The organism is Methylocapsa aurea, from assembly GCF_000746085.1.
GTDB classification, from domain to species: domain Bacteria; phylum Pseudomonadota; class Alphaproteobacteria; order Rhizobiales; family Beijerinckiaceae; genus Methylocapsa; species Methylocapsa aurea.
Genome location: NZ_JQKO01000004.1, coordinates 269,663 through 293,564 on the forward strand (window position 1 = coordinate 269,663; position 23,902 = coordinate 293,564).

Below are 23,902 nucleotides of genomic sequence, written 5' to 3' on the forward strand. Positions count from 1 at the left end.
CGTCTCCCCTCAAGCGACGGCTTGTTCGGTTACATATTCGCGGTAGCCGCTCTTTTCGAGTTCGAGCGCCAATTCCTTGCCGCCGGTCCGGACGATCTGGCCTTGCGCCATGACATGCACGGTGTCGGGCACGATATAGTCGAGCAAACGCTGATAATGGGTGATCACGAGAAAGCCGCGCTTCTCCGAACGCAGCGAATTGACGCCATCGGCGACAACCCGCAGGGCGTCGATGTCGAGCCCGGAATCGGTTTCATCGAGAATGCCGAAAGAGGGTTGGAGCAGCGCCATCTGCAGAATATCCATGCGCTTTTTCTCGCCGCCCGAGAACCCGACATTGAGAGCGCGCTTCAGCATGTCCGATTTGATCCCGAGCTTATCGGCCGATTCCTTGACCCGCTTCATGAAATCGGGGGTCGAGAGCTCCTCCTCGCCGCGCTGCTTGCGCTGCGCGTTCAAGGCCGCCTTGAGGAAGGTCATCGTCGCGACGCCGGGAATTTCAAGCGGATATTGGAACGCGAGGAAAAGGCCCTTGGCGGCCCGGACGTCGGGCTCGAGCTCAAGGAGATTGACGCCGTTCAGAAAGACCTCGCCGGACTCGACCGTGTAGTCCTTGCGGCCCGCGATGACATAGGACAGCGTCGATTTACCGGTTCCATTCGGCCCCATGATCGCCGCGACCTCGCCGTCCTGAACGGTCAGATTGAAGTCGTTGAGGATCTTGCGTCCGCCGATCGAAACATTGAGATTCTTGACTTCGAGCATGGTTTCTAATCCTCGCTTAATTCTTGAAAGGTCAGGCCGCCCGGCCCTCGCGTTGGCGGCTTCGAGACGACGCGCCTGAGCCGCGTCCGCCTGAACGTCCACCTTCCTTTAAGTCTTCAACATAAATTTGGCGCCGCCCCGAGCGAAGGGTCCGCGCCATCCCCGGCCGGCCCCTCGCCTCGCATGCGGCCCGCGTCAGCCGACGCTGCCCTCGAGGGAGATCGCGATCAACTTCTGAGCCTCGACCGCGAATTCCATCGGAAGCTGCTGCAGAACATCGCGAACGAAGCCATTGACGATCAGAGCCGTCGCCTCTTCGGCCGAAAGCCCGCGCTGCATGCAATAGAACAGCTGATCTTCGGAAATCTTCGAAGTCGTGGCTTCATGTTCGAATTGCGTGCTGGGGTTCTTCGATTCGATGTAAGGCACCGTGTGAGCGCCGCAGGCGTTGCCAATCAGCAGCGAGTCGCAATTGGTGAAATTGCGCGCGCCGGTGGCTTTCCGATGCGCCGAAATCTGACCGCGATAGGTGTTCTGCGACTTGCCCGCCGAGATTCCTTTCGAGATGACCCGGCTCGTCGTGTTCTTGCCGAGATGGATCATCTTGGTGCCGGAATCGACCTGCTGCCGGCCGTTCGAAATCGCGATCGAATAGAATTCGCCGCGCGAATTGTCGCCGCGCAAAATGCAGGACGGATATTTCCAGGTGATCGCCGAGCCGGTCTCGACCTGCGTCCAGGAGATTTTCGAATTCGCGCCGCGGCAATCGCCCCGCTTGGTGACGAAGTTATAAATGCCGCCTTTGCCTTCCGAGTCGCCCGGATACCAGTTCTGCACCGTCGAATATTTGATTTCGGCGTCGTCGTGGGTGATGAGTTCGACGACCGCGGCGTGAAGCTGATTTTCATCGCGCTTGGGCGCCGTGCAGCCCTCGAGATAGGAAACGTAGGATCCCTTATCGGCGATGATCAGCGTGCGCTCGAACTGCCCGGTGTTCTGCTCGTTGATCCGGAAATAGGTCGACAATTCCATCGGACAGTGAACGCCCGGCGGGATATAGACGAAGGATCCGTCGGAGAACACGGCGCTGTTTAGCGTCGCGTAATAATTATCCGTCGTCGGGACCACCGAGCCGAGGTATTTCTTGACGAGCTCAGGATGGGTGTGGACCGCTTCCGAGATCGGGCAGAAGATCACGCCCGCCTTGCTCAGCTCTTCCTTGAAGGTCGTGACGACCGAGACCGAGTCGAAGACCGCGTCGACGGCGATCTTGCGCTCCGGATTGACGACCCCGGCGAGGACCTCCTGCTCTTGCAAGGGAATGCCGAGCTTGGCGTAAACCTTCAGCAGTTCGGGATCGACCTCGTCGAGCGACTTTGGCCCGGCCGCGGTCTTCGGCGCCGAATAATAGTAGAGGTCCTGATAATTCACCCGCGGAAAGTCGACCCGCGCCCAATTGGGCTCGCGCATGGTCAGCCAGCGCCGATAAGCCTCGAGCCGCCACTCCGTCAGCCAGGCCGGCTCGTTCTTTTTCGCTGAAATGAACCGGACAATGTCCTCATTCAGACCCTTCGGGGCCTTGTCGGATTCGATGTCAGAAAAAAATCCGTACTTATATTCGCTAACATCGATCGCCTTGACGCGATCGACTGTCTCTTGAACCGCTGCCATCTCATTCTCCTCACCCGCGCGGTTTCAAGGACCGCTGGTTCAGACTTCATCGCCGGCCGGGAAACCCGGACAACTCACGCGGCGGCTTGACCCGCCGACTTGACTTTTCTCGTCCCGATCCTATGGACCGCCCTTTCAAGCGCCCGGCCGAACAAAACGCAATCCTCGGCGCGAGAATTCCAACCCATACTGACCCTGATGGCGCCCCCGGCCAAGTTCTGCTCGATCCCCATGGCAGCCAAAACGTGCGAGCGTTTTACTTTCCCGGATGAGCAGGCCGATCCCGAAGAAACCGCCACGCCTTCTACGTCCAAAAACATAAGCAAGACCTGTGCCTCGACCCCGGGCAGCGCGAAGCAAGAGGTATTCGGCAATCGCGCCACTCCCGCGCCAAAAAAGACCGCGCCCGGAGCGATGCGGGAAATATCCGCCTCCAGCCGGTCCCGCCATGCCGCAAGCTTCGCGGCTTCCTGGTCGAGTCCCGCCGCCGCGGCGCGAAGGGCGGCCGCCATGCCAGCTATTCCCGCGACGTTTTCGGTTCCGGCGCGCAGCCCATGTTCCTGCCCGCCGCCTCGAATGAGAGCCTGCCTAATGTGGGACGCCGGCGACGCGAAACACAGCCCTCCCGCTCCTTGCGGACCGCCAAATTTATGGGCGGAGACGATCAGCGCGTCGGCGCCCCAAGCCTGCATGTCGCAAGGGATCTTGCCGGCCGCCTGGACCGCGTCGCAGACCAGGAACCCGCCGGCCGCATGGACGCGCTCAGCCGCCGCCGCGACCGGCTGAATGACGCCGGTCTCATTATTGGCCGCCTGCAACGCCAGCATCGGGCGCCTTCCGCGATGGCGCGCCAGCGCCGCGTCGAGTGCGTCGAGATCCAGCGCGCCCGCCGGGGTCAACCCCACCGCCTCGAAGGCGGCAGCCGGAAAGCGATGCCCCGCTAGAACCGCCGCATGTTCCCCGCCCCCAGCCAAGAGCAAGTCGAAAGGCGCCGCCGCGCCGCCTGCCTCCAAATGAGGCGTCAGCGCCAGATTCAGCGCTTCCGTTCCACCGGAGGTGAAAATGACATTCCCGGCCGGCGCGTTAACGAATGCGGCGAGTTCGGCCCGCGCAGCCTCGATCATCGCATGCGCGGCGCGCCCTTCGGCATGAATGGATGAGGCGTTGCCGGGCAGATCCCAAACGGCGCCCATCGCCGCGCGCGCTTCCGCGCGCAGCGGCGTCGTCGCATTATGATCAAGATAGGCGCGCAGCGGCGGCACGGCGAAACATCCAAGAGCTATTCATCAGGCCAAATTCAACAAGAGATATTCGGCAAGGCCCATTCGAAAGGACAAACTGTTGGCGCCCCGACCAAAGTGCTTGCAATCTCTTGGGTCGATCGTGCTAGAAGAGCGCTACGGTTTTATCCGATTGCTAAGGTTCCGATTGCGCGAGGAAAATTCTCCGCGCCCCGCCTCGATCACCGATAAAATCTTAGAACCATTCTTAGGCGCCGCGCGGTTCGCAAGTCAAGCAAACCCGCCGCGGGATCAAGCTGTTGGATAGACCAAGCAGTTGCGTCCATCTCTGGATCGGATCAGGCGCCAGTTCTTGAGGGTGTGGGCCTGACGTCCTGTTGCTTTAGCCCAGAGGATTGGGCCGGGAGAGACGACGATCGAAAAGTTGCTGCTCCCCTTGAACTCGATGCTGCGCCAAAAGTTTGATTGAGACGAAGCTTAGCTTCGATGAAAGGTCCTCAGGTGAGGGATCACGGTCCGGCGGCCCCGCCGGAGCAATTGTTTAATTTTGGGAGTCATGATGCCTGAGGTCATGTTCAATGGTCCAGCCGGCCGCATCGAGGGCCGTTTCCACCCCTCGGCCGTCCGCGGCGCGCCGATTGCCATCATATTGCATCCGCATCCGCAATTTGGCGGGACGATGAACAATCAAATTGTTTATAATCTTTACTATACCTTCGCCGAGCGCGGCTTTGCGGTGCTGCGGTTCAATTTCCGCGGCGTCGGCCGCTCGCAAGGCGGCTTTGATCACGGCCAGGGCGAATTATCCGATGCCGCGGCGGCGCTTGACTGGGCGCAGGCGGTCAATCCGGAGGCGCGCGCCTGCTGGATCGCCGGGATTTCATTCGGCTCATGGATCGGCATGCAGCTTTTGATGCGCCGCCCGGAGATCGAGGGGTTCATTTCAATCGCCCCACCCGCCAACCGGTTCGATTTTTCCTTTCTGGCGCCGTGCCCCTCTTCTGGCCTGTTCGTGCATGGCGATCAGGATCGCGTCGCGCCCCTGAAGGAAGTCACCGGCCTCATCGAAAAGCTCAAGACGCAAAAGGGCATTTTGATCGAACATGCGGTGATCCCCGGCGCCAATCATTTTTTTGAAAATTGCGTCGAGCCCTTGATCGAGGAGGTCGGGATCTATCTCGACCGCCGCCTCGGCAATCCGCCGCGCCTGCCGACGCCGACCCGGAGCGAACCGGCCGAGAAGCGGTAGGCGTCGTTCCTGCGCTTGCTGACAGAAGCGCAATCCGTAAAGGAGGGAAAAATGCAAAAGCTTTCGCTCTTCGTCACGGTGGCGATCCTTGGCGCCAGCCCGGTTTTTGCCGAGGAGACCGGAAAGGTAGTCGCAGCCCGCTCGCTTGAATGGGCGGACGCGCCGGCAGCCTTCCCAAAGGGCGCGAAAGCCGCCGTCATTTCTGGAGACCCTACTAAGGAAGGGCTCTTCGTGATCCGACTGAAACTGCCCGCCGACTATAAAATTCCGGCGCACCAGCATCCGACGACGGAATTCGTGACAGTCCTCGACGGCGTCCTTTATATCGGGATGGGAGACAAGCTCGACGCAAGCAAGGGGCAGGGCCTCTCTGTCGGCGATTTTGCCGAGGTTCCAGCGACCATGAGTCATTACGCATGGACAACGGGGCCGACCACGATCCAAGTTCACGGACAAGGCCCGGTCGCGCTCACTTACGTCAACCCGATGGACGATCCACGAAAATAGGCGCGCGGCGGCCGGGGAGAGCGCTTTAAGATCCTGCCGGCTCCGCCAGGAGCCCGCCCGCCATCGGCTTGTCGATGCCGGTCGTGCCCGGAAAAGTAATCGGCAAATTTTTCATCCGCCGCACGGCGAGATAGGCGAAGGCCTGCGCCTCCATCGCATCCGCCGACCAGCCGAAGGACTCCGCAGTGGCGAGAGGGCATGGCAGGCGCTCCGCCAATTCCCGCATCAAGGTTGCGTTGCGAGCGCCGCCGCCGCAGACGATGGCCAGCGCGGGAAGCGTCGGCAGAAACGGCAGCAGGCGCGCGATCGCCGCCGCGGTGAAAGCCGTCAGCGTCGCCGCCGCGTCCTCAAGCCCGAGATTTTCGACCGGCGAAGAGGAAAAATCATTGCGGTCGAGCGATTTCGGCGGCGGCTTGGCGAAAAACCCGTGGCTGAGAAGAGCGCGCAAGGCCGCCTCGTCTACCTTGCCTTTGGCGGCGGTCGCGCCATCGCGATCGATCGCGACGCCCGTGCGCAAGAGCATCAAATCGTCGACAAGCGCATTGCCGGGTCCAGCGTCGCAGGCGATCGGCTCCCTCCCCGGCGCGACAAAACTCAAATTGGCGACCCCGCCGATATTGATCACGGCGACAGGCGCCGAGAAACCGGCCGCGGCGGCGAGAGCGCTATGGAAGACCGGCACGAGCGGCGCCCCCTGCCCGCCTCCCGCGACATCGGCGGCCCGGAAATCATAGGCGGTAGCAATGCCTAATTTTGCGGCAAGCACCGCTCCATCGCCCAGCTGCACGGTCAGGCGGCGCTCCGGCCGGTGCAACACTGTCTGGCCGTGAAAGCCAATCAGCGCGATCTTTTCGCGGCCGATGTGTTCGGCGCGCAGGAAAGCCTCGACCGCCTGCGCATGGCGCGCGGTGACCATGGCCTCCGCCTGCGCCAGAACGCCCGGACGCGCGGCGCGATTTTCAATCGCCGCCGCCTCCGCAAGCGCGGCGCGCAAGGTGGCGCGATCCTCTTCGGCATAGGGGAAGAAACCGCTTGGACCGAGCCCGATCGCCCGCTCGCCGTCGGTCTCGATCAGGGCGACATCGACGCCATCCATCGAGGTTCCGCTCATCAGGCCAATCGCGCAGGTCAGAGTCATTGCTTGGTTTCCAAGGCTTAGAGCATGTTATAGCCCAAGCTGGCCGGCGAGGCGAGGCATCGGCGCCGTTGCCTTCGGCAATGCTTACCCCTAAATCTCGCCGCTTAACCTCGCCCAGACCCTCGCGCGATCCGTTTGATGCGCGCGAACCGCGCGCTCGAAGGAATCCCCGTGTCCGACGATTTCCGTCCCGCATCCGATTTTCTGGCCGTGCTCATCGAGCGCGGCTATCTGCATCAATGTTCCGACCTCGCCGGACTCGACCAGAAGGCGAAATCGGGAGATCTGATCGCCTATATCGGGTTCGATTGCACGGCGGCCTCGCTCCATGTCGGGTCGCTGGTTCAGATCATGTTGTTGCGCTGGCTGCAAAAAACCGGCGGAAAGCCGATCGCCCTGATGGGCGGCGGCACGACGCAGGTCGGCGATCCCTCCGGCAAGGACGAGAGCCGCAAGCTCCTCTCGCTCGAAACCATTGCCGCCAATAAGGAAGGGATCAAGCGGGTCTTCTCAAAATTCCTCGACTTTGGCGAAGGCAAGCATGACGCGATCATGCCCGATAATGCGCAATGGCTGGGCGCGCTGAATTACATCGATTTTCTGCGCGAGGTCGGGCGCCATTTCTCAGTCAATCGCATGCTGGCGATGGACTCGGTGAAGATGCGGCTCGAGCGCGACCAGGAACTCTCGTTTCTCGAGTTCAATTACATGTGCCTGCAGGCCTATGATTTCGTCGAGCTCCACAAGCGCCACGGCTGCGTCTTGCAGATGGGCGGCTCCGACCAATGGGGCAATATCATCACCGGGATCGATCTAGGCCGCCGCATGGGAGCGAGCCAGCTCTACGCCTTGACCTCGCCGCTGCTGACCACCGCCTCCGGCGCGAAAATGGGCAAGACGGCGCAAGGAGCGGTTTGGCTGGAGGAGAGCCTGTTGCCAACATTCGAATATTGGCAATATTGGCGCAATTGCGAGGACCGCGACGTCGGCCGCTTCCTGAAACTCTTCACCGAATTGCCGCTGTCCGAGATCGCCCGGCTCGAAGCGCTGGATGGCGCCGAGATCAACGAGGCCAAGAAGGTGCTGGCGACCGAGGCGACCGCGATGGTGCATGGCCGCGCGGCGGCGCTGCAGGCGAGCGAGACCGCGCGGCAGACCTTCGAGGAGGGAGCGCTGGCCGAAAGCCTGCCGAGCGTCGATATCGGGCGCGACGAAATCGAGGCCGGGCTTGGCGCGCTGGCGGCCTTCGTCAAGGCGGGCCTCGTCACCTCGACCAGCGAGGCGCGGCGCCAGATCAAGGGCGGCGGCCTCAAGATCAATGACGAGACGGTCGCCGACGAGCGCGCCGTGATCGGCGCGGGAGACGTCACCGAAGGCGTTGTCAAGCTCTCGCTCGGACGCAAAAGGCATGTTTTGCTGAAGCTTATTTGAGCGGATCGCGCTCGAATCGCCCTATCGCGCTCCGCCGGCCGGAGCGAAAGTGTCGCCGACGCCAAAAATCTGGCGGAAGATCCCGGGCGCGATCGCCGATAGCGGATTAATATTGAGAGTCGGCGCGCTGGCCAGGCCCTCAACCCGGTAGTTGACCCCGAACAGACCCTCGTTGGTCCCACCGCCGAGGATCATGCCAAACAGCGGAATTTTCGAAAAGAGATTGTTGACCGCATAGGCCGGGACGAAGGTGCCCTTCATATCGACCCGGTCATGCGCGTAATCCAGCCAGCCGTCGACGGTGAGGCCAATGGCTTCGCCATACATCGTGCCCTCGCTCAGATCGAGACGGCTGCCGGAGCGCTGGAACCGCACCTGCAATTTGGTGAAGGCCATGGCGCCGGCGTCAATTCGTTGCGCCTTGGCCGCGCCCTCGGACGGAACGCTTTCGGCGACGAGCCTGCGCAGAGCCGGCTCGTCGCGCAAGATGAAGGAATCGATGATCAGCACTCCGGCCATCACATCGGGCCCGACGCGCATGCCGACCGAAAGCCGACCGCGCTCCATATGCTTATAGAGGTCGATGAAGGACAAAAGCGTCCCCGCGTCATCGGTCATGAGATTGAGCTGGGGAGTGGCAGGGCCGCCGGTCATGTTGCCGGAAATCACTTCGCGCCCGAAACGGCCCGAAAACGAAAACTGCTTGAACTCGCCGCCGCGCTTCAGGAACCTCAATTCGGCTCCCGTGATGACCTCTTTATTGTAGCCGCTCAAGAGTCCAGACTTGATGTCGTACTCCATCTCCTTGAAGCCGCCGGCGTCTTTGGGCCCACTTGCGTCCTTGGCCCCGCCAGCGCCAGAGGCGCTTTGTTCCGTGGGCGAATAGATCAGATATTTCAAGAAAGGCCTGGCGTCGATCGCCGTCGCCCGGACGATCACGCGCAAGGTTTCGCCAGCCTTCGCCGCTTCAACCTTCATATCGTCGCCGGAAGAAATTTTGACCTGCGGCAGCCTGGCCGCGAGCAGCGATCCATCGGCGGCGAGATCCAAGGCGCCGCGCGCCTGAATCAGGCCGGCGTCGAATGTGAACGGGTCGAGCAGAATTCCATTCTCGTGGACGACGAGCGACAGCTTTACCTTCGCCGGCTTGCCCGCTGGCTTCACGATGCCCGGCCAGTCGATCGCCGCTTGGGTCAAATCGAGCTCGATCTCCGCCTTTGGCTTTTCGCCGGTTCCCAGCGGCGCGCTGATATTTGCGCCGATCGGGCCGCTCACGCCAGGCGGGCCGCTAAACCCTTGCTTGGCGCGGGCCGCCTCGTCCAGGGTGACTCGAACCGAAGCCTCGGCGGCCTTGCCATGAGGCCGCGCCAATTCGATCACGGCGGGCGCTCCGAACATGCGTCCCTGGCCGCTCGCCCGAAGGCCGGATGGATCGACATTGACGGTCAGCGTCGCGGCTTCGAGCCCTTCCTTGCCGATCAGCTTTTCGGCGGAAAAATCCGTCACCAAGGCGCTGATCTTGAGAGCGATGTCCGCCGGCCCCATGGTCGGGCCAAGATTCATGTCGATTTCAAGCCCGCCATTGACCTGTCCTTTCAAGGTCGAGGACTCCAGCGGCAGGCTCGCGAAGGCTTTAAGCCCCTCCCGCGACAACAAATCGCCGATCGTCTCGACGCTGCTGGACACCTTGGCCATGACCACGGCGGGAGTCGGCTGGATTTCTGTATTGGGCACATGGAATGTGCTGCCCGCCGAGATGGTCAGGCTGGGTCCGTCGCCAGCTTCGACGACGCCGGTGTTGGTCACCGTGAATAAGGTGGTCCGTCCGGTAATGTGGCCCGCTCCATCGACGCCTCGCAACGGCGGCACGCCCGTCAGAAAGTCCAGGCTTCCGTTCGCAACCGTGAAGTCGAGCAAGACCGTCTCATCCGGAGGCGGCAGTTCGGCGCGCATGGCGGCCAAAGTGGGCGCGTCGAAATCGACCTGCAAAGTGGCTTTCTGGACCAGCCCCTCCTTGACGTGAGCAAGGAGATAGGACCGGACCGGCGCCACGATGAACGAGGGCCAAAGCCGCGTGACCACGGTGATCGGGGTCGGAGACAGCGAGGCGCCGAGCCGGATATGAGGGCCGTCCGTCCAATCGACGTCTCCCGCCATCGCGAAGCCGCATTCGGCGCCGCTGAACGCAAGCCGATCGATGATGAATTTCTTTTCGGTCAGGAAAAGCCGCGCCGATAATTGCCCCCGATCGACAATGACAGGCTTTTGGCCGGGCCGCTCCGGCCCCACGAATGTCGGCTCGGCGCTGCTGACGCCAATCGTCCATGGATCGCCCTCGTGCTGGGGGAGCGCCACTGAGCCGGACGCGGCGGAATGCGTCGCGCCCGCAGCAAAGGTCCAATGATCGAGCATGATGGCCCGCGACTCAGGGTCCCAATGAACGCCGCCATGGATCGCGTCGACCATTAAGGGCTCATCGTTCGGATCGTCAAAGCGCAGGTATCCCGCCCCCATATCGAACTGGCCGGACGCCTCCGACAGCTTGCCGTCGGCGCGGAGGCCGATGTTGACCTTGGCCGAGAGCGGCATGTCGAAATCGACCCCGATGGAGCGGGCGCCGGTCGCGAGCAAGATTTCGTCGAGCGATAAATTTTGCAGCGAAAACATAAGCCGCCGTTCGGAGCCGGGCGTCCCGCTCGCCAGCCCATTGGCGGACCAGCGGCCATTGGGCCCGTCGACGGAGAGGGTGAAGGTCGTCGCTCCGGAGGACTTGTCGAAGGCGACCTTCAGGCCGTTGAACGTCATGGTCTGATCGGTGGTCCGGTCATCGATCACGAGGCGCCCGCGCGCGATGCCAACGCGGTCGATGGCGGCGATGGGACTCTCGGGGTTGGTCAAAGTATCGACCAGCAGCCGGATCGCCGCGCTGATCTGCTTCACCAGCAGGGCCCGCACCGGCTTCACGGGGAGCGCCGGATCCAGGCCGCCAGCGCCGATGTCCGACGTCGGCTGCTCATGCGAAGAACCGCCTTGCGCAAGAGAGTTGGCGAGCGGGGGCGTGAGCGGCGTCGTTTCTTGCGACCCCGGCGCGACCGGCAAGCCGAGCGAACCGTCCGGCAATAAAGCCAAATGCAGTTCAACGTCGAAGATTTCGAGCCGCTTCGGCGTCACGCGTCCGACGATGAGGGCCAGGAGATCGACCGATACTTCGGCGCGGGGAGCAGTCAGGATCGTTTTCCCGGCGCTGTCGCTCACCGACAAGCCGTCTATGCTCAACGCTGGCGCATAGCCATGTCTGACGATGGCCGCGCCGCCGAGCTTGAAATCGTAGCCGCGCCCGAATCGTTCCTCAAGGGCGCTCTCGATCTGCGGACCGAGGCCATCGATGGTGATCGGCCCCTCGGCGAGACGGGCGACGAGGAGCGCGCCGCCAACGAGCGCCAGCATGATGACGGCGAGGATCAGATGGCAGGTCGACAAGGCGATTCGGCCGACCCAGCGCCTTCTACCCAGGTTGGCATGGGCGAATCTTGGCATTTTTGGACGCCAGGGCAGCCAAATGCCCGGCTGGGCCGGCGGTTCCTCACGTTGCTCGACCAACCGCTCGCGGCCTTTCCGTAGCAAGCCAATGCTGAAAGTTTTCATTCTACGCGAATATGCCGCTTTTGTCGAAAGCGGCGCATCGCGCTGGAGCGAAAAATGGGTCCAGGCGGAGGGTCTCAAGCCCTGCGACGCGGGCCCAGGCTCAAGACCTCATACAGAATCAATAAAATAATCGGTGCGACTGCGCTGTCTGAGGCATAGCTCCAGACCGGCCCTATCTGCTAAGGCAAATGGCGTTTCAATGCGACGAAAGGAAGGCGATATGGGCAAGAAATTGGCCGCGGGCGACAAAGCCCCCGATTTTGCGCTGCCCGACGATGCCGGCGGCAAAACTTCGCTCGCCAGCTTCGCCGGCAGGAAGCTGGTTCTCTATTTCTATCCGAAGGACGACACCTCCGGATGCACCAAGGAAGCGATCGACTTCAACGGCCTCAACGGCGAATTTGAAAAAGCCGGCGCGGCGATCCTTGGCGCGTCCCCCGATTCGGTCGCGAGCCACGCCAAGTTCAAGACCAAGCACACGCTGGACCTCACGCTCGTCTCCGACGAATCGAAAGCCATGCTCGAATCCTATGGCGTATGGGTCGAGAAGAGCATGTATGGGCGCAAATATATGGGCGTGGAGCGCACGACCTTCCTGATTGGCCCCGATGGCAAGATCGCGACAATTTGGAGCAAGGTCAAAGTTCCTGGCCATGCCGAGGCGGTCTTGGCTGCGGTCAAGGCGCTTTGATCTGACGCTCTCGGATGCCGGATTGCGGTGGCGCGCCAGCGCGATCCGTCCCTGAGGACATTTATGCTGCGGGCGCTGAGCGGGGGTGGAGGCTGAATTTTCCAAAAAGTGACGAATTTTGGTTGAATACAACTATTACGAGAATATAATAAGTTTTGCACCTATAGGGCGCATCACCGAATCCTCTCCGCGAATGGATTGGCGACATGCTGAAGACACAGGGTCATCTGGACAGCGCGGGGCGCGCCCTATCCAACAGCCGGCGGCGAGGCTTGATCCTCTGGCGACAACCAAGCCCTTAGGACTTGAATCATCAAGACGCGACTCATCAAGACTTGGACCGTCCGAAGGCGAAGATATCGCGGAATCAGCGCAATCCACCGCCGTCTATATCGCTCAAATGACCGAGGAACTCGGCAAACTCGCGCGCGCTGCGCGATTGGACCTGTTGACCTATCTGCTCGATATCGCCCGGCTCGAAGCCGAGTTCCGGTCCGAGCGCCTGCCCGTCCTTGGGCGCGCATCGAACTGAAAACGCCCGGCAGGTTCTGACGACCAAACTCCGCAGAGAGGCTGCGCTGGGACAACTGAGGCCTATCGGACAGGATCGCCGGTCAAACCGAGAAGGATGGGATAGGACGTTGATCAATCCGGCGCAGCCATCACGCCCTAAAACGGATTCCAGGTCGAAGCCGGCGTAAATTTCAGATAGCTGACGTTTATGCCAAGACGTGCGCCAAGTCCCGATCGGATCGGGACCACATAAACGTCGTCATTGACCAGCGCGGTCATCCCAAATCCACCGACCAAGTAAAGCGAATTGTCCATCCCTCCGTAGCGGCGAAAGATCGCCTCGGTTGCGGGCAAATTATAGACTAGCATCATGGTGCGGTCGCCGTCGGCCCCGGCGTCCAACCCGAGGGATGGACCTTGCCAGAACACCCGCAGGTCGCCGGCGTTCCGCGTATGCAAGACGCCTTCGCCATAGCGCAACCCGCCGATGAAGGCGCCGGTGGCCTCCTGCCCCAAAATATATCCATTTGGCCGCCCCCAGCGCTTGGTCGCCGATTCGACGAGTTCGGCGAGGCCGCGCGTGATCGAGCCAAAAAAGCGGTGGCCATTATTGACGATCTCATCTGGGGAATATTCGCCTGGCCGCTCCGGCGGCGGGCTCGCCTCCGCCGGCTGTCCCTTCAAACCGAAACCGGCGACGCCGGCCAGGGCCGCCAATTTCAGCGTCAACTCTCTTCGCGTTTGCATCAGATGTCCTCCGCGAATCGGGCGCGATCGGGCGCCGTTATCCTTGCGCACTCCCGCCGAGTTTTGAGGCAATGGCGTTAACGAAAGATTGACGCGCGCGTAAGAGCCCAGCAATCGCACGACCGGCACCTATTCTTGACGCCAACCGATTGACGCTTCGCTCGAAAATGCTAACGAACGATGGCGTTAGGGTCGCCCCAGGCGACGAAAGGCCCGTTTCTGAACTGCGCGCCGACCTTGCCATATTGCAAGGGATGCCGCTCGCGATCAAGGACCATTCCTCCCGCGGCGCGCAAAATCGCGTCGCCCGCCGCCGTATCCCATTCCATTGTCTGGCCGAAACGCGGATAGACGTCGGCGTCGCCCTCGGCGACGGCGCAGAATTTCAATGACGAACCCGCCGCGCGCCGCTCCTTGATCGGGAGCTGCGCGAGAAAAGCCTCGGTCTCGGGATCCGAATGGGACCGGCTCTCGAGCGCGGTCAAGCCTTGCGGCGGCGCCGGCCGCACATGGATCCGCCGGCGCTGGTGCGGCGGCGGGAGAGCCGCTCCCGGTGCGACCATGCAAGCATATGCGCTCGCCCCGCCGATCCAGAGCTGTCCGAGCGCCGGAGCGTAAACGACGCCCGCCTGAGGGGCGCCATCGACGATCAGCCCGATATTGATGGTGAATTCGCCATTGCGGCTCAGAAACTCCCGGGTTCCATCGACCGGATCGACGAGAATGAAGGTCGAGCCCGATACGGCGTTCTGGCCATGGGCGGCGGCCTCTTCGGCGAGAACAGGCAGATGGGGCAAACGCGCGGCGAGGCGCTCAAGAATAATGGCCTCGGCATATTCGTCGGCGTCGCAAACCGGGCTCTTGTCTGGCTTGCGGCGGGCATGGCAGTCAGATGCATAAACCGCCATGACAGCGACGCCGGCTTCGAGGGCGATTTCGGCGAAAATCTCGGCGATGGCGTCGCGATCGATCGGCCGGCCGGCATTCAGCTGGCCGTCGGTCGCAGGGAGCGTTTCAAGGGGCATGACAATCCGTCGGTTCAGCGGGCGGTCAACGCTTTCGCCAAAAATCGCGGGTTCGGCGAAAACTAACAATTTAACGCTCACCGCGCGCGATTCACGTGGCCTTGACTGAAACTTAGGTTCGGTTCTCTCGAATAGGAAGCGCTTTTCGGCGATTTCGCAAAATACTTGCACGATTGTGGTCAAACAACCGTGATTTTGCCGCTTTCAATCAGCCGGCCTGAACGCGGCGGCGTGAGGCGGCGCGCAGCGGCGGGCGCTCCGCTCATCGGGCGGTGCGCCCGAGCGCAGGCTCCTCAAGACGCCAGCGCGCGCTCCCTCTCCATCATCTCGACGAAGCGAGTAAACAAATAGTGGCTGTCGCGCGGGCCAGGCGAAGCCTCGGGGTGGTGCTGCACGGAAAAGGCCGGCCTGTCGGTCAATTCGAGACCGCAATTCGACCCGTCGAACAGGGATTTATGGGTTTCCCGCGCATTGCTCGGCAGACTGGCCGGATCCACCGCAAAGCCGTGGTTCATCGAGACGATCTCGACTTTGCCGGTAACAAAATCCATCACCGGATGATTGGCGCCATGATGGCCTTGGCGCATTTTTTCGGTCTTGCCGCCGATCGCGAGGGCGAGCATCTGATGGCCAAGGCAAATCCCGAAGATCGGAATTTTCCGTTTGAGCAAATCGCTAATCACCGGAACCGCATATTTCCCGGTCTCCGCCGGGTCGCCCGGTCCATTCGACAAGAACACGCCGTCAGGATGCAAGGCGAGGATCGCCTCGGCGGAAGTCGTCGCCGGGGCCACGGTGACGCTGCAGCCGGCTTCGGTCAAGAGCCGCAAAATATTGCGCTTGACGCCATAATCGATGGCGACGACGCGAAATTTGCCAGCGCCGCCGTCGCGATAGCCCTCTGGCGACCAAGCCGACTGCGTCCAGTCGTAGCCATGCGCCGCGGTCACGCTGGGGACGAGATCCATTCCTTCGAGACCCGGCCAGGCCCGCGCCTTGGCGCGCAAAGCCTCGACATCGAAAACGCCGTCCGGGGAATGCGCGATCACCGCATTTGGCATCCCATTTTCGCGGATCAGCGTCGTCAGCGCGCGCGTATCGAGGCCGCAAAGGCCGACGATGCCGCGGCTCTTCAGCCAAATATCGAAATGGCGCGCGGCGCGATGATTGGACGGCGCGGTGATCGGGGCGTGGACGATGACGCCGCGCACTCCGGCGCTGGCGGCGGGGTTGCTCGTCTCGACATCATCGTCATTGGTTCCGACATTGCCGATATGGGGAAAGGTGAAGGTGACGATCTGGCCGGCGTAGGAGGGGTCGGTGAGGATCTCCTGATAGCCGGTCATCGCCGTATTGAAACAGACCTCGCCGACAGCCTCGCCCACCGCCCCAAGCCCCGCGCCCTCCAGAACCACGCCATTGGCGAGAACCAGGAGAGCCGTTGCGCGGGGGGCTCGCCAGAAATTCGGCGCTTTATCTTGATCCTTCGTCATGCTGGCTCTACACCCGTGCGTTCCGACGCGCCCGCGCCATTTCGGCGGCGGGCGGCATAAAGGTCTTACATTCGAGGGGCTTCGACGGCGCATAGCTAGGCGCAACGCCCGCGCCCGTCAATTCTCGTGAAGAAAATCAGGAGATTCCATGCGCGAACAATTCACGAGTCAGCTCAAGGAAGCGATGAAGGCCGGCCAAAAGCGGCGGGTCGATACGATCCGGATGATCACCGCGGCGCTGAAAGACAGGGACATCGAAGCGCGCGGTCAGGGCAAGACGATTTCCGACGAGGATATTCTCGGTCTGCTCCAGAAAATGGTCAAGAGCCGGCAGGAATCGCAAGAGATCTATGAAAAGGCCGGCCGCCCCGAATTGGCGACACAGGAAGCCGAGGAAATCACGATCATCCAGGGCTTCCTGCCGCAACAATTGAGCGAGGCGGAAGTCGAGCAAGCGATCGGCGAGGCCATTGCCGAGACCGGCGCCGTCTCGATCAAGGATATGGGGAAAGTGGTCGGAGCGCTCAAGGGCAAATATGCCGGCCGCATGGACTTTGGCAAGGCGAGCGCTCTTGTGAAGAGCAAGCTCGGCGCTTGAGCGCCTGGCTCATGGCTTCTCGTTCAGAAACAGCGCGCGCTCCTCTTTCGCCATGTGGAGCACATTTTCCTCGCCTGGAAAGACCCGGCTCCGCACATCGGCGACATAGGCGCGCGCCGCCTCCTCCATGGCCCGGCCAACCTCTTGATATCGGCGGTTATGGCGGTAGTTGGCGGACGTAAAGCCCAATACATCGCAGATGACCAGCACCTGCCCGTCGGTTTTCCGGCCGGCGCCGATGCCGATCGTCGGCGCCTTGATGGCTTGGGAGACTTCCGCCGCGACCTCTTCGGGAATGAGTTCAAGAACCAGCATCGCCATGCCAACTCTATCCAGCGCGATTGCATCGTCCACTAATTTCTTGGCTTCTTGCGCCGAGCGCCCCTTGAACCGCTTGTCCGCATGATGCTGCGGCTCCAGCCCCAAGTGGCAGCAGACGTCGATCGAGGCCGCGACCAGCGTTTTGACGATGTCGGGGCGAAACCCTTCGAACTTGACGATATCGGCACCCGCCTCAATTGCCTGGCGGGCGCTCGCCAAAGCCGCATCGGGCGTTTCATAGGTGAGGAAAGGCAGATCCGCGATGATCGCGGCCTCCGGCGCGCCCCGTCGCACGGCGCGGACATGGTGACATATATCAGCCAGCGTGACCTCCTTTTCGCTGGCGTAGCCGAGCATGTTCATGCCGACGCTGTCGCCGACGAGAAGAATATCGACCCCCGCCTCCGCCTCGGCTTTGGCGGTCGGCGCGTCATAGGCGGTCAGCACGGCGATCGGCCGGCCCTGCCGCTTCATCTCGAAAAATCGGGCGGTTTTGGTCATAGTCCCTCGGTCGGGGGGCGCTCTATTTACAGCGCTCTGCTCTTGCCCCCTGTGTATATGGAGGACAAGCGCGACAAATTTATCCGGCGACGGACGAATCGGTTCATTTTACGCTAAAAGGAGCCCATGCGCTTTTCGCCATCCTTGCTCGATGACATCAAGGCAAAGCTTCCGGTTTCGGAGGTCGTGCGGCGGCGCGTCAAATTGATCAAATCCGGGCGCGAATGGAAGGGCCTCTCGCCCTTCAATGCGGAAAAGACGCCGTCCTTTTTCGTCAACGACCAGAAAATGGCGTGGTTCGATTTTTCCTCCGGGAAAAATGGCAATATTTTCGATTTTCTGATGGAGACGGAGGGGCTTTCCTTTCCAGAAGCCGTCGAGCGCCTCGCCGCCGACGCAGGGCTCGCCTTGCCCAAATTTTCTCCGGAGGCGGAGGCGCAGGAAAAAAAGCGGGCGAGCCTCCATGACGTGCTGGAATTGGCCGCATCCTATTTCGCCGCCGAGTTGAACGGCCGATCCGGCGCCGTTGCCCGAAGCTATCTCTCTCAACGCGGTCTAAGCTCCGCGCTGCAAAGCCAATTTCGGCTTGGCTATGCCCTGCCCGAGAAATACGCCCTGCGCGATCATCTCGCCGGCAAGGGCGTCTCCAGCGAGGCGATGATCGAGGCCGGGCTTTTGATCCACGGCGAGGACATTGCCGTTCCCTATGACCGGTTTCGCGATCGGATCATGTTTCCGATCTGCGACCGCTCGGGCCGGGTCATCGCCTTTGGCGGCAGGGCGCTCGCCAAGGACGTTTCCGCGAAATACCTGAATTCGCCCGAAACAGCGCTCTTTCACAAGGGAGCGGTCCTCTACAATCATCATCTTGCGCGCAAGGCCGCGCATGAGAGCGGCGCCGTCATCGTCGTCGAGGGCTATGTCGACGCAATCGCAATGACCTCGGCCGGCTTTGGCGCGACTGTCGCGCCGCTCGGGACCGCTCTGACTCCGGATCAGACGGAGCTCCTGTGGAAAATGGCGGAGGAGCCGATTCTTTGCTTCGACGGCGACCGGGCCGGGCGCAAGGCGGCCTATCGGGCGATCGACATGGCCCTGCCCCTGATCGGCCCCGGCCGCTCGCTGCGATTTGCTCTGCTGCCCGAAGGCCAGGACCCCGACGATCTCGTGCGTTCGGGCGGCTCAGGAGCCATGGCCGATATCCTTGCTCGCGCGCTGCCGCTCGCAGAACTGATTTGGGTCAGGGAAACCGAATCCGGCAATTTCGCCACGCCGGAGCGCCGGGCGCAATTGGAGCGGCGGCTCGGCGAGATCGCCCGAGAGATCAAGGAGGAAACGCTGCGCCGCTATTATCAGGCCGACTTCAAAGCGCGGCTCCGCCAGCTCTTCGATCGAGGCTCGGAGCGCGGGTTCGAGCGCCGCCGTCAAGGCGCGAACGGCGGTTTGGGATCAAAATTCTCGCCGCGGCGCGGGGCCGAACGCGCAGGCGAAGCCAGCAGCCCTTTGAGGGCGCCGCCCTTCGTCAGCCCAAATCTGGCGAGATCGCCCTTGCTGCGCCCGGACAAAGCCGCCCTCCCTCCGCGAGAAGCGCTGATTTTATTGCTTCTTCTCAATCATCCAGGGCTGATCGAGCGCCACATCGAGGCGATCGCCGAAATCGAATTTTCGAGCCTTGAGGCGCGTTCCTTGCGCGATGCGCTTCTCAATCTCAGCGCGGTGAACGAAGCGAGCATGGACGAAGCGAAGCTCCGCGCCGGCGCCGAAGCGGCAGGTTTTGCCGGGATTTTGACAAAACTCGGCTCCCTGGCCGCGCATGCGTCGCATTGGTGCGTCAAGGCCGAGGCCGCCGAGACCGACGCCGAAGAGGTCTTAAAGCAAGCCTTGACCTTGCATCATCGCGCCAGGGCGCTACATAGGGAGTTGCAATCGGCTGAATTGGCTCTAGGTATGGAGGCCAGTGAGGCCAATCTCGGCCGTCTCAAGGATATTCAGGAGCAATTATTGGCGCTTGGCGGGACTGAGGCAGCCGTCGAAGGCTTTGGCGCCTCCTCGGGACGTCTGGGCGGACCTTTGTGATTGCGAGGCGAGCGCTCGACGCTTTGCCCTGTTTTCCTGCGGCTGACAAAGCGAATTGGCGAGACCCCTCTCCCCAGAATGGGGCTTCTTTTTTGGCAAGCGCTGGAGCCGCCTATTAAAGACGATAAGAGCGAGGCCGTGATCGATTCGACCTGAAGCAGGACGCAACAGCCGTCTTGCCGATCGAAAGAGAATTGCTTCAAGCGTCATCTTCCGAAAATCAGCCAACGGTTTTTGGGGTCGAATGATGCAAAATTAGAAAATTTTGGGAAGGATGCCGCAAGCGCCCGACGCATCTTTTGTTGAGCTCCAGCTTGCACTGGACGCCTTCTATGCGACAGATACAAGGTGGGAGTTCGGCGCTCCCGCATGATTTTCGCGGCTCCATCGGGTTCGCGGGTTGGCTTGTCTGGGGCCCGGGTTGGCTTGGCGGGCGCCAGGGCGGCCGGACCGGCTGGAGTTTTGGCCGTCGAGCGCAGGACAAACCTCCTGCTCAAGGCGCGCCAAAATGCGGATTGAATCGATAATTTTCCTCATGTTCGGAGGCCATTGATGGCGAAAAAGGACAACGAGAAGGCCGAAGCAGACGGCAGCGTGGTGGAGACCGCGGACAGCCCTTTGCTCGATCTATCCGATGCCGCCGTCAAGCGGATGATCAAGCTCGCCAAGAAGCGCGGCTTTGTCACCTATGCCGAATTGAACGCCGTGCTGCCCTCCGAGGAAGTCAATTCCGAACAGATCGAAGACATTCTGGCCATGCTCAACGAGATGGGCATCAATGTCACCGAGAACGAGGAGCAAGACGAAGCCGAAACCGAGGAAGCGGCCGAAGAGGAAGAGGCCGAGGGCGGCGATCTGGTCGAGGTCGCGCAGCCCAAGGCCGTCGCGATCCGTTCTTCCGAGCCGGCTGACCGCACCGACGATCCGGTGCGGATGTATCTGCGCGAAATGGGATCGGTCGAGCTTTTGTCGCGCGAGGGCGAAATCGCCATCGCCAAGCGGATCGAGGCCGGCCGCGAGGCGATGATCGCGGGGCTTTGCGAGAGCCCGCTGACCTTCCAGGCGATCATCATCTGGCGCGACGAACTGAACGACAGCAAGGTCTTGTTGCGCGACATCATCGACCTTGAAGCGACCTATGCGGGCCCCGACGGCAAGAATACGCCCAAGATCGACATGACCGCGCCGGGCGCCGCCGAGGCGCTCGCCGCGCAACAGGCGCCGGCGACGGCCCCGCTCGATCCGCCCGCGCGCCTGCGGCCGGCCGGCGAGGAAGGCGGCATCGACGCGCCGATCCCGGAAGACGTTTTCGACGAAGAAGACGATATGGAGAACGCGGTCTCCCTGTCGGCGATGGAAGCCGAACTGAAGCCCAAGGTTCTGGACACGTTCGATCGGGTCGCCGACGCCTATAAGAAGCTGCGCCGCCTTCAAGACCAGAATGTCGAGAATAAACTCAAGAACGAAACGCTGACGCCCTCGCAGGAGCGCAAATATAAGACGCTCAAGAAGGAAATCGTCGTCGACGTCAAGTCGCTGTCGCTCAATCCGAACCGCATCGAAGCGCTGGTCGAACAGCTCTACGACATCAACAAGCGGCTGATCGGCATGGAGACGCGACTTTTGCGGCTCGCCGAAGGATCCGGCGTCACCCGTGAGGATTTTCTCAAGAATTACCAGAATTCCGAGCTCGACCCGAAATGGCTGCTGCGCGTCTCCAAGCTCGGCGGCCGCGGCTGGAAGGATTTCGTCGCCAAGGCGAAGGAGCCGATCAAGGATCTATTGGCCGAAATTCATGGCCTCGCGACCGAAACCGGCCTCGAGATCCATGAATTCCGCAGAATCGTCCATATGGTGCAAAAGGGCGAGCGCGAGGCGCGTCAGGCCAAGAAGGAAATGGTCGAGGCCAATCTGCGGCTGGTAATTTCAATCGCCAAGAAATACACCAATCGCGGCCTGCAATTCCTGGATTTGATCCAGGAGGGCAATATCGGCCTGATGAAGGCCGTGGATAAGTTCGAATATCGGCGCGGCTATAAATTCTCGACCTATGCGACCTGGTGGATCCGGCAGGCGATCACCCGCAGCATCGCCGATCAGGCGAGAACCATCCGCATTCCGGTGCATATGATCGAGACGATCAACAAGATCGTGCGGACCTCGCGCCAGATGCTGCATGAGATCGGCCGCGAGCCTACCCCTGAGGAACTCGCTGAAAAGCTCGCCATGCCGCTGGAAAAAGTGCGCAAGGTCTTGAAAATCGCCAAGGAGCCGATTTCGCTCGAAACCCCTATCGGCGACGAGGAAGACTCGCATCTCGGCGATTTCATCGAGGACAAGAACGCGATCCTGCCGATCGACGCCGCGATTCAGTCGAATCTGCGCGAGACCACGACGCGGGTTCTGGCCTCGCTCACCCCGCGCGAGGAGCGCGTTCTGCGCATGCGCTTCGGGATCGGCATGAACACCGATCATACGCTCGAAGAGGTCGGCCAGCAGTTCTCGGTGACGCGCGAGCGCATCCGCCAGATCGAGGCCAAAGCCCTGCGCAAGCTGAAACACCCCTCGCGCTCGCGCAAGCTCCGCAGCTTCCTGGATAATTGATCCGGGGCCGGAACCGGGACGCGCCTTCCCGGGAAGCTTGCTTGAGCGTCCCGGTGACAAATCGAGCGATCGGGATGCGCGGCCAGCCAGCAAATTGACTTGGTTTGGCCCTTGCCTCTATAAAACCTCCGATTTCCGGCTTTGGCGAGCGGCGCCCGATGGTTCTCATGGGGCGCGCGGGCTTTGGCCGCGCCAGCCAGCGGTTGCGTCCGGGTCAATTGGGCTCCGGGCGGCTTCCTGATTTGTAGATTGGAGCTGAATTGTGAAGCGGACATATCAACCGAGCAAGCTCGTGCGCAAGCGGCGGCATGGGTTTCGCGCCCGGATGGCGACGGTCGGCGGTCGCCGGGTCATCGCGGCGCGGCGCGCGCGCGGCCGCAAGCGGCTTTCAGCCTGACGCCTGACCATTCCAAAGCTTGGCGGCGCTTGGCGCCAAACTCCGGCGCCCTCGGCGCGCAGGCCGGAGCAATCGGGCCTCCTTTGCAAAAAAAATGGCGGCCGGTTTTCGGATGAAAACAATGCAGAATCATAGGATCTAAGCAGGATTGCGTTGGCGCGCCAACGCAATCCTGCTTAGAGACAGGACGCCTATGGCATGAAGCAGGACACCAAGAATCTTTATCTGGCGATTGGCCTATCATGCCTTGTCGTGCTTGGCTGGAACATGTTTTACACCGGGCCGCAGCTTGACAAGACGCGTCAGGCGCAGATGCGGGGCGGCCAGACCGGCGCCCAAAGCCCCGGCCCGCAAGCGCCAGGCTCACAAGCTCCCGGTTCGCTTGGCGCAGGCTCGCCAGCTGGGCCAGGCGGCGCCTTGAGCGAGCCGGTCAAGACCCGGGCCGAGGCTTTGGCCGCCAGCCCGCGGATCAAACTCGACACCCCGGCGCTGTTCGGCTCGATCGCGCTGAAGAGCGGGCGGATCGACGACGTCTCGCTCAAAGCCTATCGCGAGACCACCGATCCTTCGAGCCCCAACATCGTCCTGCTCTCCCCCGCCGGGTCGCCGCATCCCTATTACGCCGAGGCCGGCTTCCTCGCCGCGCCCGGCGAGGCGCTGGCGCTCCCCCGCGCCGACACGCTGTGGCGCGCCGATCGCGAGGCGCTGACCCCGTCGAGCCCGGTGACGCTCAGCTATGACAATGGCCAGGGCCTGATCTTCCGCCGCAAGATCGCCGTCGACGACCGCTATATGTTCACGGTGACCGACGCGGTCGAGAACGCCTCGGCGCGGCCGGTGACCCTGACGCCCTATGGGCTGGTGTCGCGGATCGGCCTGCCGGCGACCGAGAATTACGCCGTCCTGCACGAAGGCTTCGTCGGCGTCATCGGCGCCTCCGGCGTCGAGGCCTGGAAATATGACGCCATCGAGAAGGAAGAGAAGGCGACCAAGACCTTCGAGGGGGTCGGCGGCTGGCTCGGCTTCACCGATAAATATTGGGCAGCGACCGTCATTCCCGACCAGAGCGCCGCGGTGAAGGCGAGCTTTTCCGAGCGCGCCACGCCGCAGAAGGTTTATGGCGCCGGGTTCCAGCAGAGCGAGGCCAAGACCCTTGCGCCGGGGGCCTCGATGGACGTCACGACGCGGGTCTTCGCCGGCGCCAAGGAGACCTATACGCTCGACAAATACCAGGCCGATCTCGGGATCGAGAAATTCGATCTTCTGATCGACTGGGGCTGGTTCTATTT

Annotated in this window: 19 protein-coding genes; 10 read left to right on the forward strand and 9 right to left on the reverse strand. The window is 61.9% G+C overall.

The window, feature by feature from the left end; genetic code table 11:
* Nucleotides 1–9 precede the first annotated feature (9 nt).
* The 3 genes from sufC to DL86_RS04360 all read right to left on the reverse strand — a co-directional run bounded on the left by sufC (nt 10) and on the right by DL86_RS04360 (nt 3,698).
* Nucleotides 10–765, reverse strand: coding sequence for a Fe-S cluster assembly ATPase SufC (gene sufC / locus DL86_RS04350; protein WP_036258477.1), 756 nt, complete (start codon nt 763–765; stop codon nt 10–12).
* A 195-nt stretch (nt 766–960) separates the two neighbouring features.
* Entirely contained in the window at nt 961–2,436 is a 1,476-nt protein-coding gene (gene sufB / locus DL86_RS04355; protein WP_036258479.1) for a Fe-S cluster assembly protein SufB, read from the reverse strand.
* Nucleotides 2,437–2,510: 74 nt separating this feature from the next.
* Complete coding sequence (locus DL86_RS04360) at nt 2,511–3,698, reverse strand: cysteine desulfurase family protein (RefSeq protein ID WP_036258481.1); 1,188 nt, start codon at nt 3,696–3,698, stop codon at nt 2,511–2,513.
* Nucleotides 3,699–4,236: 538 nt separating this feature from the next.
* Between DL86_RS04360 and DL86_RS04365 the strand changes: the two genes are divergently transcribed.
* Both DL86_RS04365 and DL86_RS04370 read left to right on the forward strand, forming a co-directional pair.
* Complete coding sequence (locus DL86_RS04365; RefSeq protein ID WP_036258690.1) at nt 4,237–4,926, forward strand: alpha/beta hydrolase; 690 nt, start codon at nt 4,237–4,239, stop codon at nt 4,924–4,926.
* Nucleotides 4,927–4,977: 51 nt separating this feature from the next.
* Nucleotides 4,978–5,433 carry a cupin domain-containing protein gene (locus DL86_RS04370; protein WP_036258484.1) on the forward strand — a complete coding sequence of 152 codons (456 nt, stop codon included), beginning with the start codon at nt 4,978–4,980 and terminating at the stop codon, nt 5,431–5,433.
* 25 nt (nt 5,434–5,458) lie between these two features.
* Here the strand turns inward: DL86_RS04370 and DL86_RS04375 are convergent, their stop codons facing one another.
* The gene (locus tag DL86_RS04375; RefSeq protein WP_036258486.1) at nt 5,459–6,571 is read right to left on the reverse strand and encodes an anhydro-N-acetylmuramic acid kinase; all 1,113 of its coding nucleotides are present in this window, start codon (nt 6,569–6,571) and stop codon (nt 5,459–5,461) included.
* 171 nt (nt 6,572–6,742) lie between these two features.
* Between DL86_RS04375 and tyrS the strand changes: the two genes are divergently transcribed.
* On the forward strand, nt 6,743–8,002 hold the full coding sequence (gene tyrS / locus DL86_RS04380) for a tyrosine--tRNA ligase (RefSeq protein ID WP_036258691.1): 1,260 nt from the start codon (nt 6,743–6,745) through the stop codon (nt 8,000–8,002).
* A gap of 21 nt (nt 8,003–8,023) precedes the next feature.
* On the opposite strand, the gene DL86_RS04385 is transcribed toward tyrS, so the two are convergent.
* Complete coding sequence (locus DL86_RS04385; RefSeq protein WP_162180391.1) at nt 8,024–11,539, reverse strand: AsmA-like C-terminal region-containing protein; 3,516 nt, start codon at nt 11,537–11,539, stop codon at nt 8,024–8,026.
* 328 nt (nt 11,540–11,867) lie between these two features.
* Between DL86_RS04385 and bcp the strand changes: the two genes are divergently transcribed.
* Both bcp and DL86_RS20695 read left to right on the forward strand, forming a co-directional pair.
* The gene (gene bcp / locus DL86_RS04390) at nt 11,868–12,338 is read left to right on the forward strand and encodes a thioredoxin-dependent thiol peroxidase (protein WP_036258692.1); all 471 of its coding nucleotides are present in this window, start codon (nt 11,868–11,870) and stop codon (nt 12,336–12,338) included.
* Nucleotides 12,339–12,738: 400 nt separating this feature from the next.
* On the forward strand, nt 12,739–12,870 hold the full coding sequence (locus tag DL86_RS20695; RefSeq protein ID WP_280948977.1) for a hypothetical protein: 132 nt from the start codon (nt 12,739–12,741) through the stop codon (nt 12,868–12,870).
* A gap of 137 nt (nt 12,871–13,007) precedes the next feature.
* Here the strand turns inward: DL86_RS20695 and DL86_RS04400 are convergent, their stop codons facing one another.
* The 3 genes from DL86_RS04400 to carA all read right to left on the reverse strand — a co-directional run bounded on the left by DL86_RS04400 (nt 13,008) and on the right by carA (nt 16,116).
* Nucleotides 13,008–13,598, reverse strand: a complete 591-nt coding sequence (locus DL86_RS04400) for a DUF1134 domain-containing protein (RefSeq protein WP_036258694.1) — start codon at nt 13,596–13,598, stop codon at nt 13,008–13,010.
* Between the two features lie 170 nt (nt 13,599–13,768).
* On the reverse strand, nt 13,769–14,623 hold the full coding sequence (gene cysQ / locus DL86_RS04405) for a 3'(2'),5'-bisphosphate nucleotidase CysQ (protein ID WP_036258695.1): 855 nt from the start codon (nt 14,621–14,623) through the stop codon (nt 13,769–13,771).
* Between the two features lie 293 nt (nt 14,624–14,916).
* Complete coding sequence (gene carA, locus DL86_RS04410) at nt 14,917–16,116, reverse strand: glutamine-hydrolyzing carbamoyl-phosphate synthase small subunit (protein WP_036258494.1); 1,200 nt, start codon at nt 16,114–16,116, stop codon at nt 14,917–14,919.
* Between the two features lie 148 nt (nt 16,117–16,264).
* On the opposite strand from carA, the gene DL86_RS04415 reads away from it, so the two are divergent.
* Nucleotides 16,265–16,714: a GatB/YqeY domain-containing protein gene (locus DL86_RS04415; RefSeq protein ID WP_036258497.1), complete on the forward strand. Its 450-nt coding sequence runs from the start codon at nt 16,265–16,267 to the stop codon at nt 16,712–16,714.
* A 9-nt stretch (nt 16,715–16,723) separates the two neighbouring features.
* Here DL86_RS04415 and panB read toward each other — a convergent pair whose 3' ends face one another.
* A complete protein-coding gene (gene panB / locus DL86_RS04420) occupies nt 16,724–17,536 on the reverse strand; it encodes a 3-methyl-2-oxobutanoate hydroxymethyltransferase (RefSeq protein ID WP_036258501.1) in 813 nt (270 codons plus the stop codon).
* A gap of 126 nt (nt 17,537–17,662) precedes the next feature.
* Between panB and dnaG the strand changes: the two genes are divergently transcribed.
* From dnaG to yidC, 4 genes are all read left to right on the forward strand, one after another.
* Complete coding sequence (dnaG, locus tag DL86_RS04425) at nt 17,663–19,612, forward strand: DNA primase (protein WP_036258503.1); 1,950 nt, start codon at nt 17,663–17,665, stop codon at nt 19,610–19,612.
* Nucleotides 19,613–20,164: 552 nt separating this feature from the next.
* Nucleotides 20,165–22,216, forward strand: coding sequence for an RNA polymerase sigma factor RpoD (gene rpoD, locus DL86_RS04430; protein ID WP_036258504.1), 2,052 nt, complete (start codon nt 20,165–20,167; stop codon nt 22,214–22,216).
* Between the two features lie 262 nt (nt 22,217–22,478).
* Nucleotides 22,479–22,613 carry a 50S ribosomal protein L34 gene (gene rpmH / locus DL86_RS19115; RefSeq protein WP_015931829.1) on the forward strand — a complete coding sequence of 45 codons (135 nt, stop codon included), beginning with the start codon at nt 22,479–22,481 and terminating at the stop codon, nt 22,611–22,613.
* 198 nt (nt 22,614–22,811) lie between these two features.
* Nucleotides 22,812–23,902: membrane protein insertase YidC (gene yidC, locus DL86_RS04440; RefSeq protein WP_036258507.1), on the forward strand; the 1,091-nt coding region annotated here is incomplete at its 3' end.

What these genes read in the sequence shown, in the direction of transcription:
- sufC (WP_036258477.1), bottom strand. Translation starts at nt 765, where the DNA reads ATGCTCGAAGTCAAGAATCTCAATGTTTCGATCGGCGGACGCAAGATC.
- sufB (WP_036258479.1), bottom strand. Translation starts at nt 2,436, where the DNA reads ATGGCAGCGGTTCAAGAGACAGTCGATCGCGTCAAGGCGATCGATGTT.
- DL86_RS04365 (WP_036258690.1), top strand. Translation starts at nt 4,237, where the DNA reads ATGCCTGAGGTCATGTTCAATGGTCCAGCCGGCCGCATCGAGGGCCGT.
- DL86_RS04370 (WP_036258484.1), top strand. Translation starts at nt 4,978, where the DNA reads ATGCAAAAGCTTTCGCTCTTCGTCACGGTGGCGATCCTTGGCGCCAGC.
- DL86_RS04375 (WP_036258486.1), bottom strand. Translation starts at nt 6,571, where the DNA reads ATGACTCTGACCTGCGCGATTGGCCTGATGAGCGGAACCTCGATGGAT.
- DL86_RS04385 (WP_162180391.1), bottom strand. Translation starts at nt 11,539, where the DNA reads ATGCCAAGATTCGCCCATGCCAACCTGGGTAGAAGGCGCTGGGTCGGC.
- bcp (WP_036258692.1), top strand. Translation starts at nt 11,868, where the DNA reads ATGGGCAAGAAATTGGCCGCGGGCGACAAAGCCCCCGATTTTGCGCTG.
- DL86_RS20695 (WP_280948977.1), top strand. Translation starts at nt 12,739, where the DNA reads ATGACCGAGGAACTCGGCAAACTCGCGCGCGCTGCGCGATTGGACCTG.
- DL86_RS04400 (WP_036258694.1), bottom strand. Translation starts at nt 13,598, where the DNA reads ATGCAAACGCGAAGAGAGTTGACGCTGAAATTGGCGGCCCTGGCCGGC.
- cysQ (WP_036258695.1), bottom strand. Translation starts at nt 14,623, where the DNA reads ATGCCCCTTGAAACGCTCCCTGCGACCGACGGCCAGCTGAATGCCGGC.
- carA (WP_036258494.1), bottom strand. Translation starts at nt 16,116, where the DNA reads ATGACGAAGGATCAAGATAAAGCGCCGAATTTCTGGCGAGCCCCCCGC.
- DL86_RS04415 (WP_036258497.1), top strand. Translation starts at nt 16,265, where the DNA reads ATGCGCGAACAATTCACGAGTCAGCTCAAGGAAGCGATGAAGGCCGGC.
- panB (WP_036258501.1), bottom strand. Translation starts at nt 17,536, where the DNA reads ATGACCAAAACCGCCCGATTTTTCGAGATGAAGCGGCAGGGCCGGCCG.
- dnaG (WP_036258503.1), top strand. Translation starts at nt 17,663, where the DNA reads ATGCGCTTTTCGCCATCCTTGCTCGATGACATCAAGGCAAAGCTTCCG.
- rpoD (WP_036258504.1), top strand. Translation starts at nt 20,165, where the DNA reads ATGGCGAAAAAGGACAACGAGAAGGCCGAAGCAGACGGCAGCGTGGTG.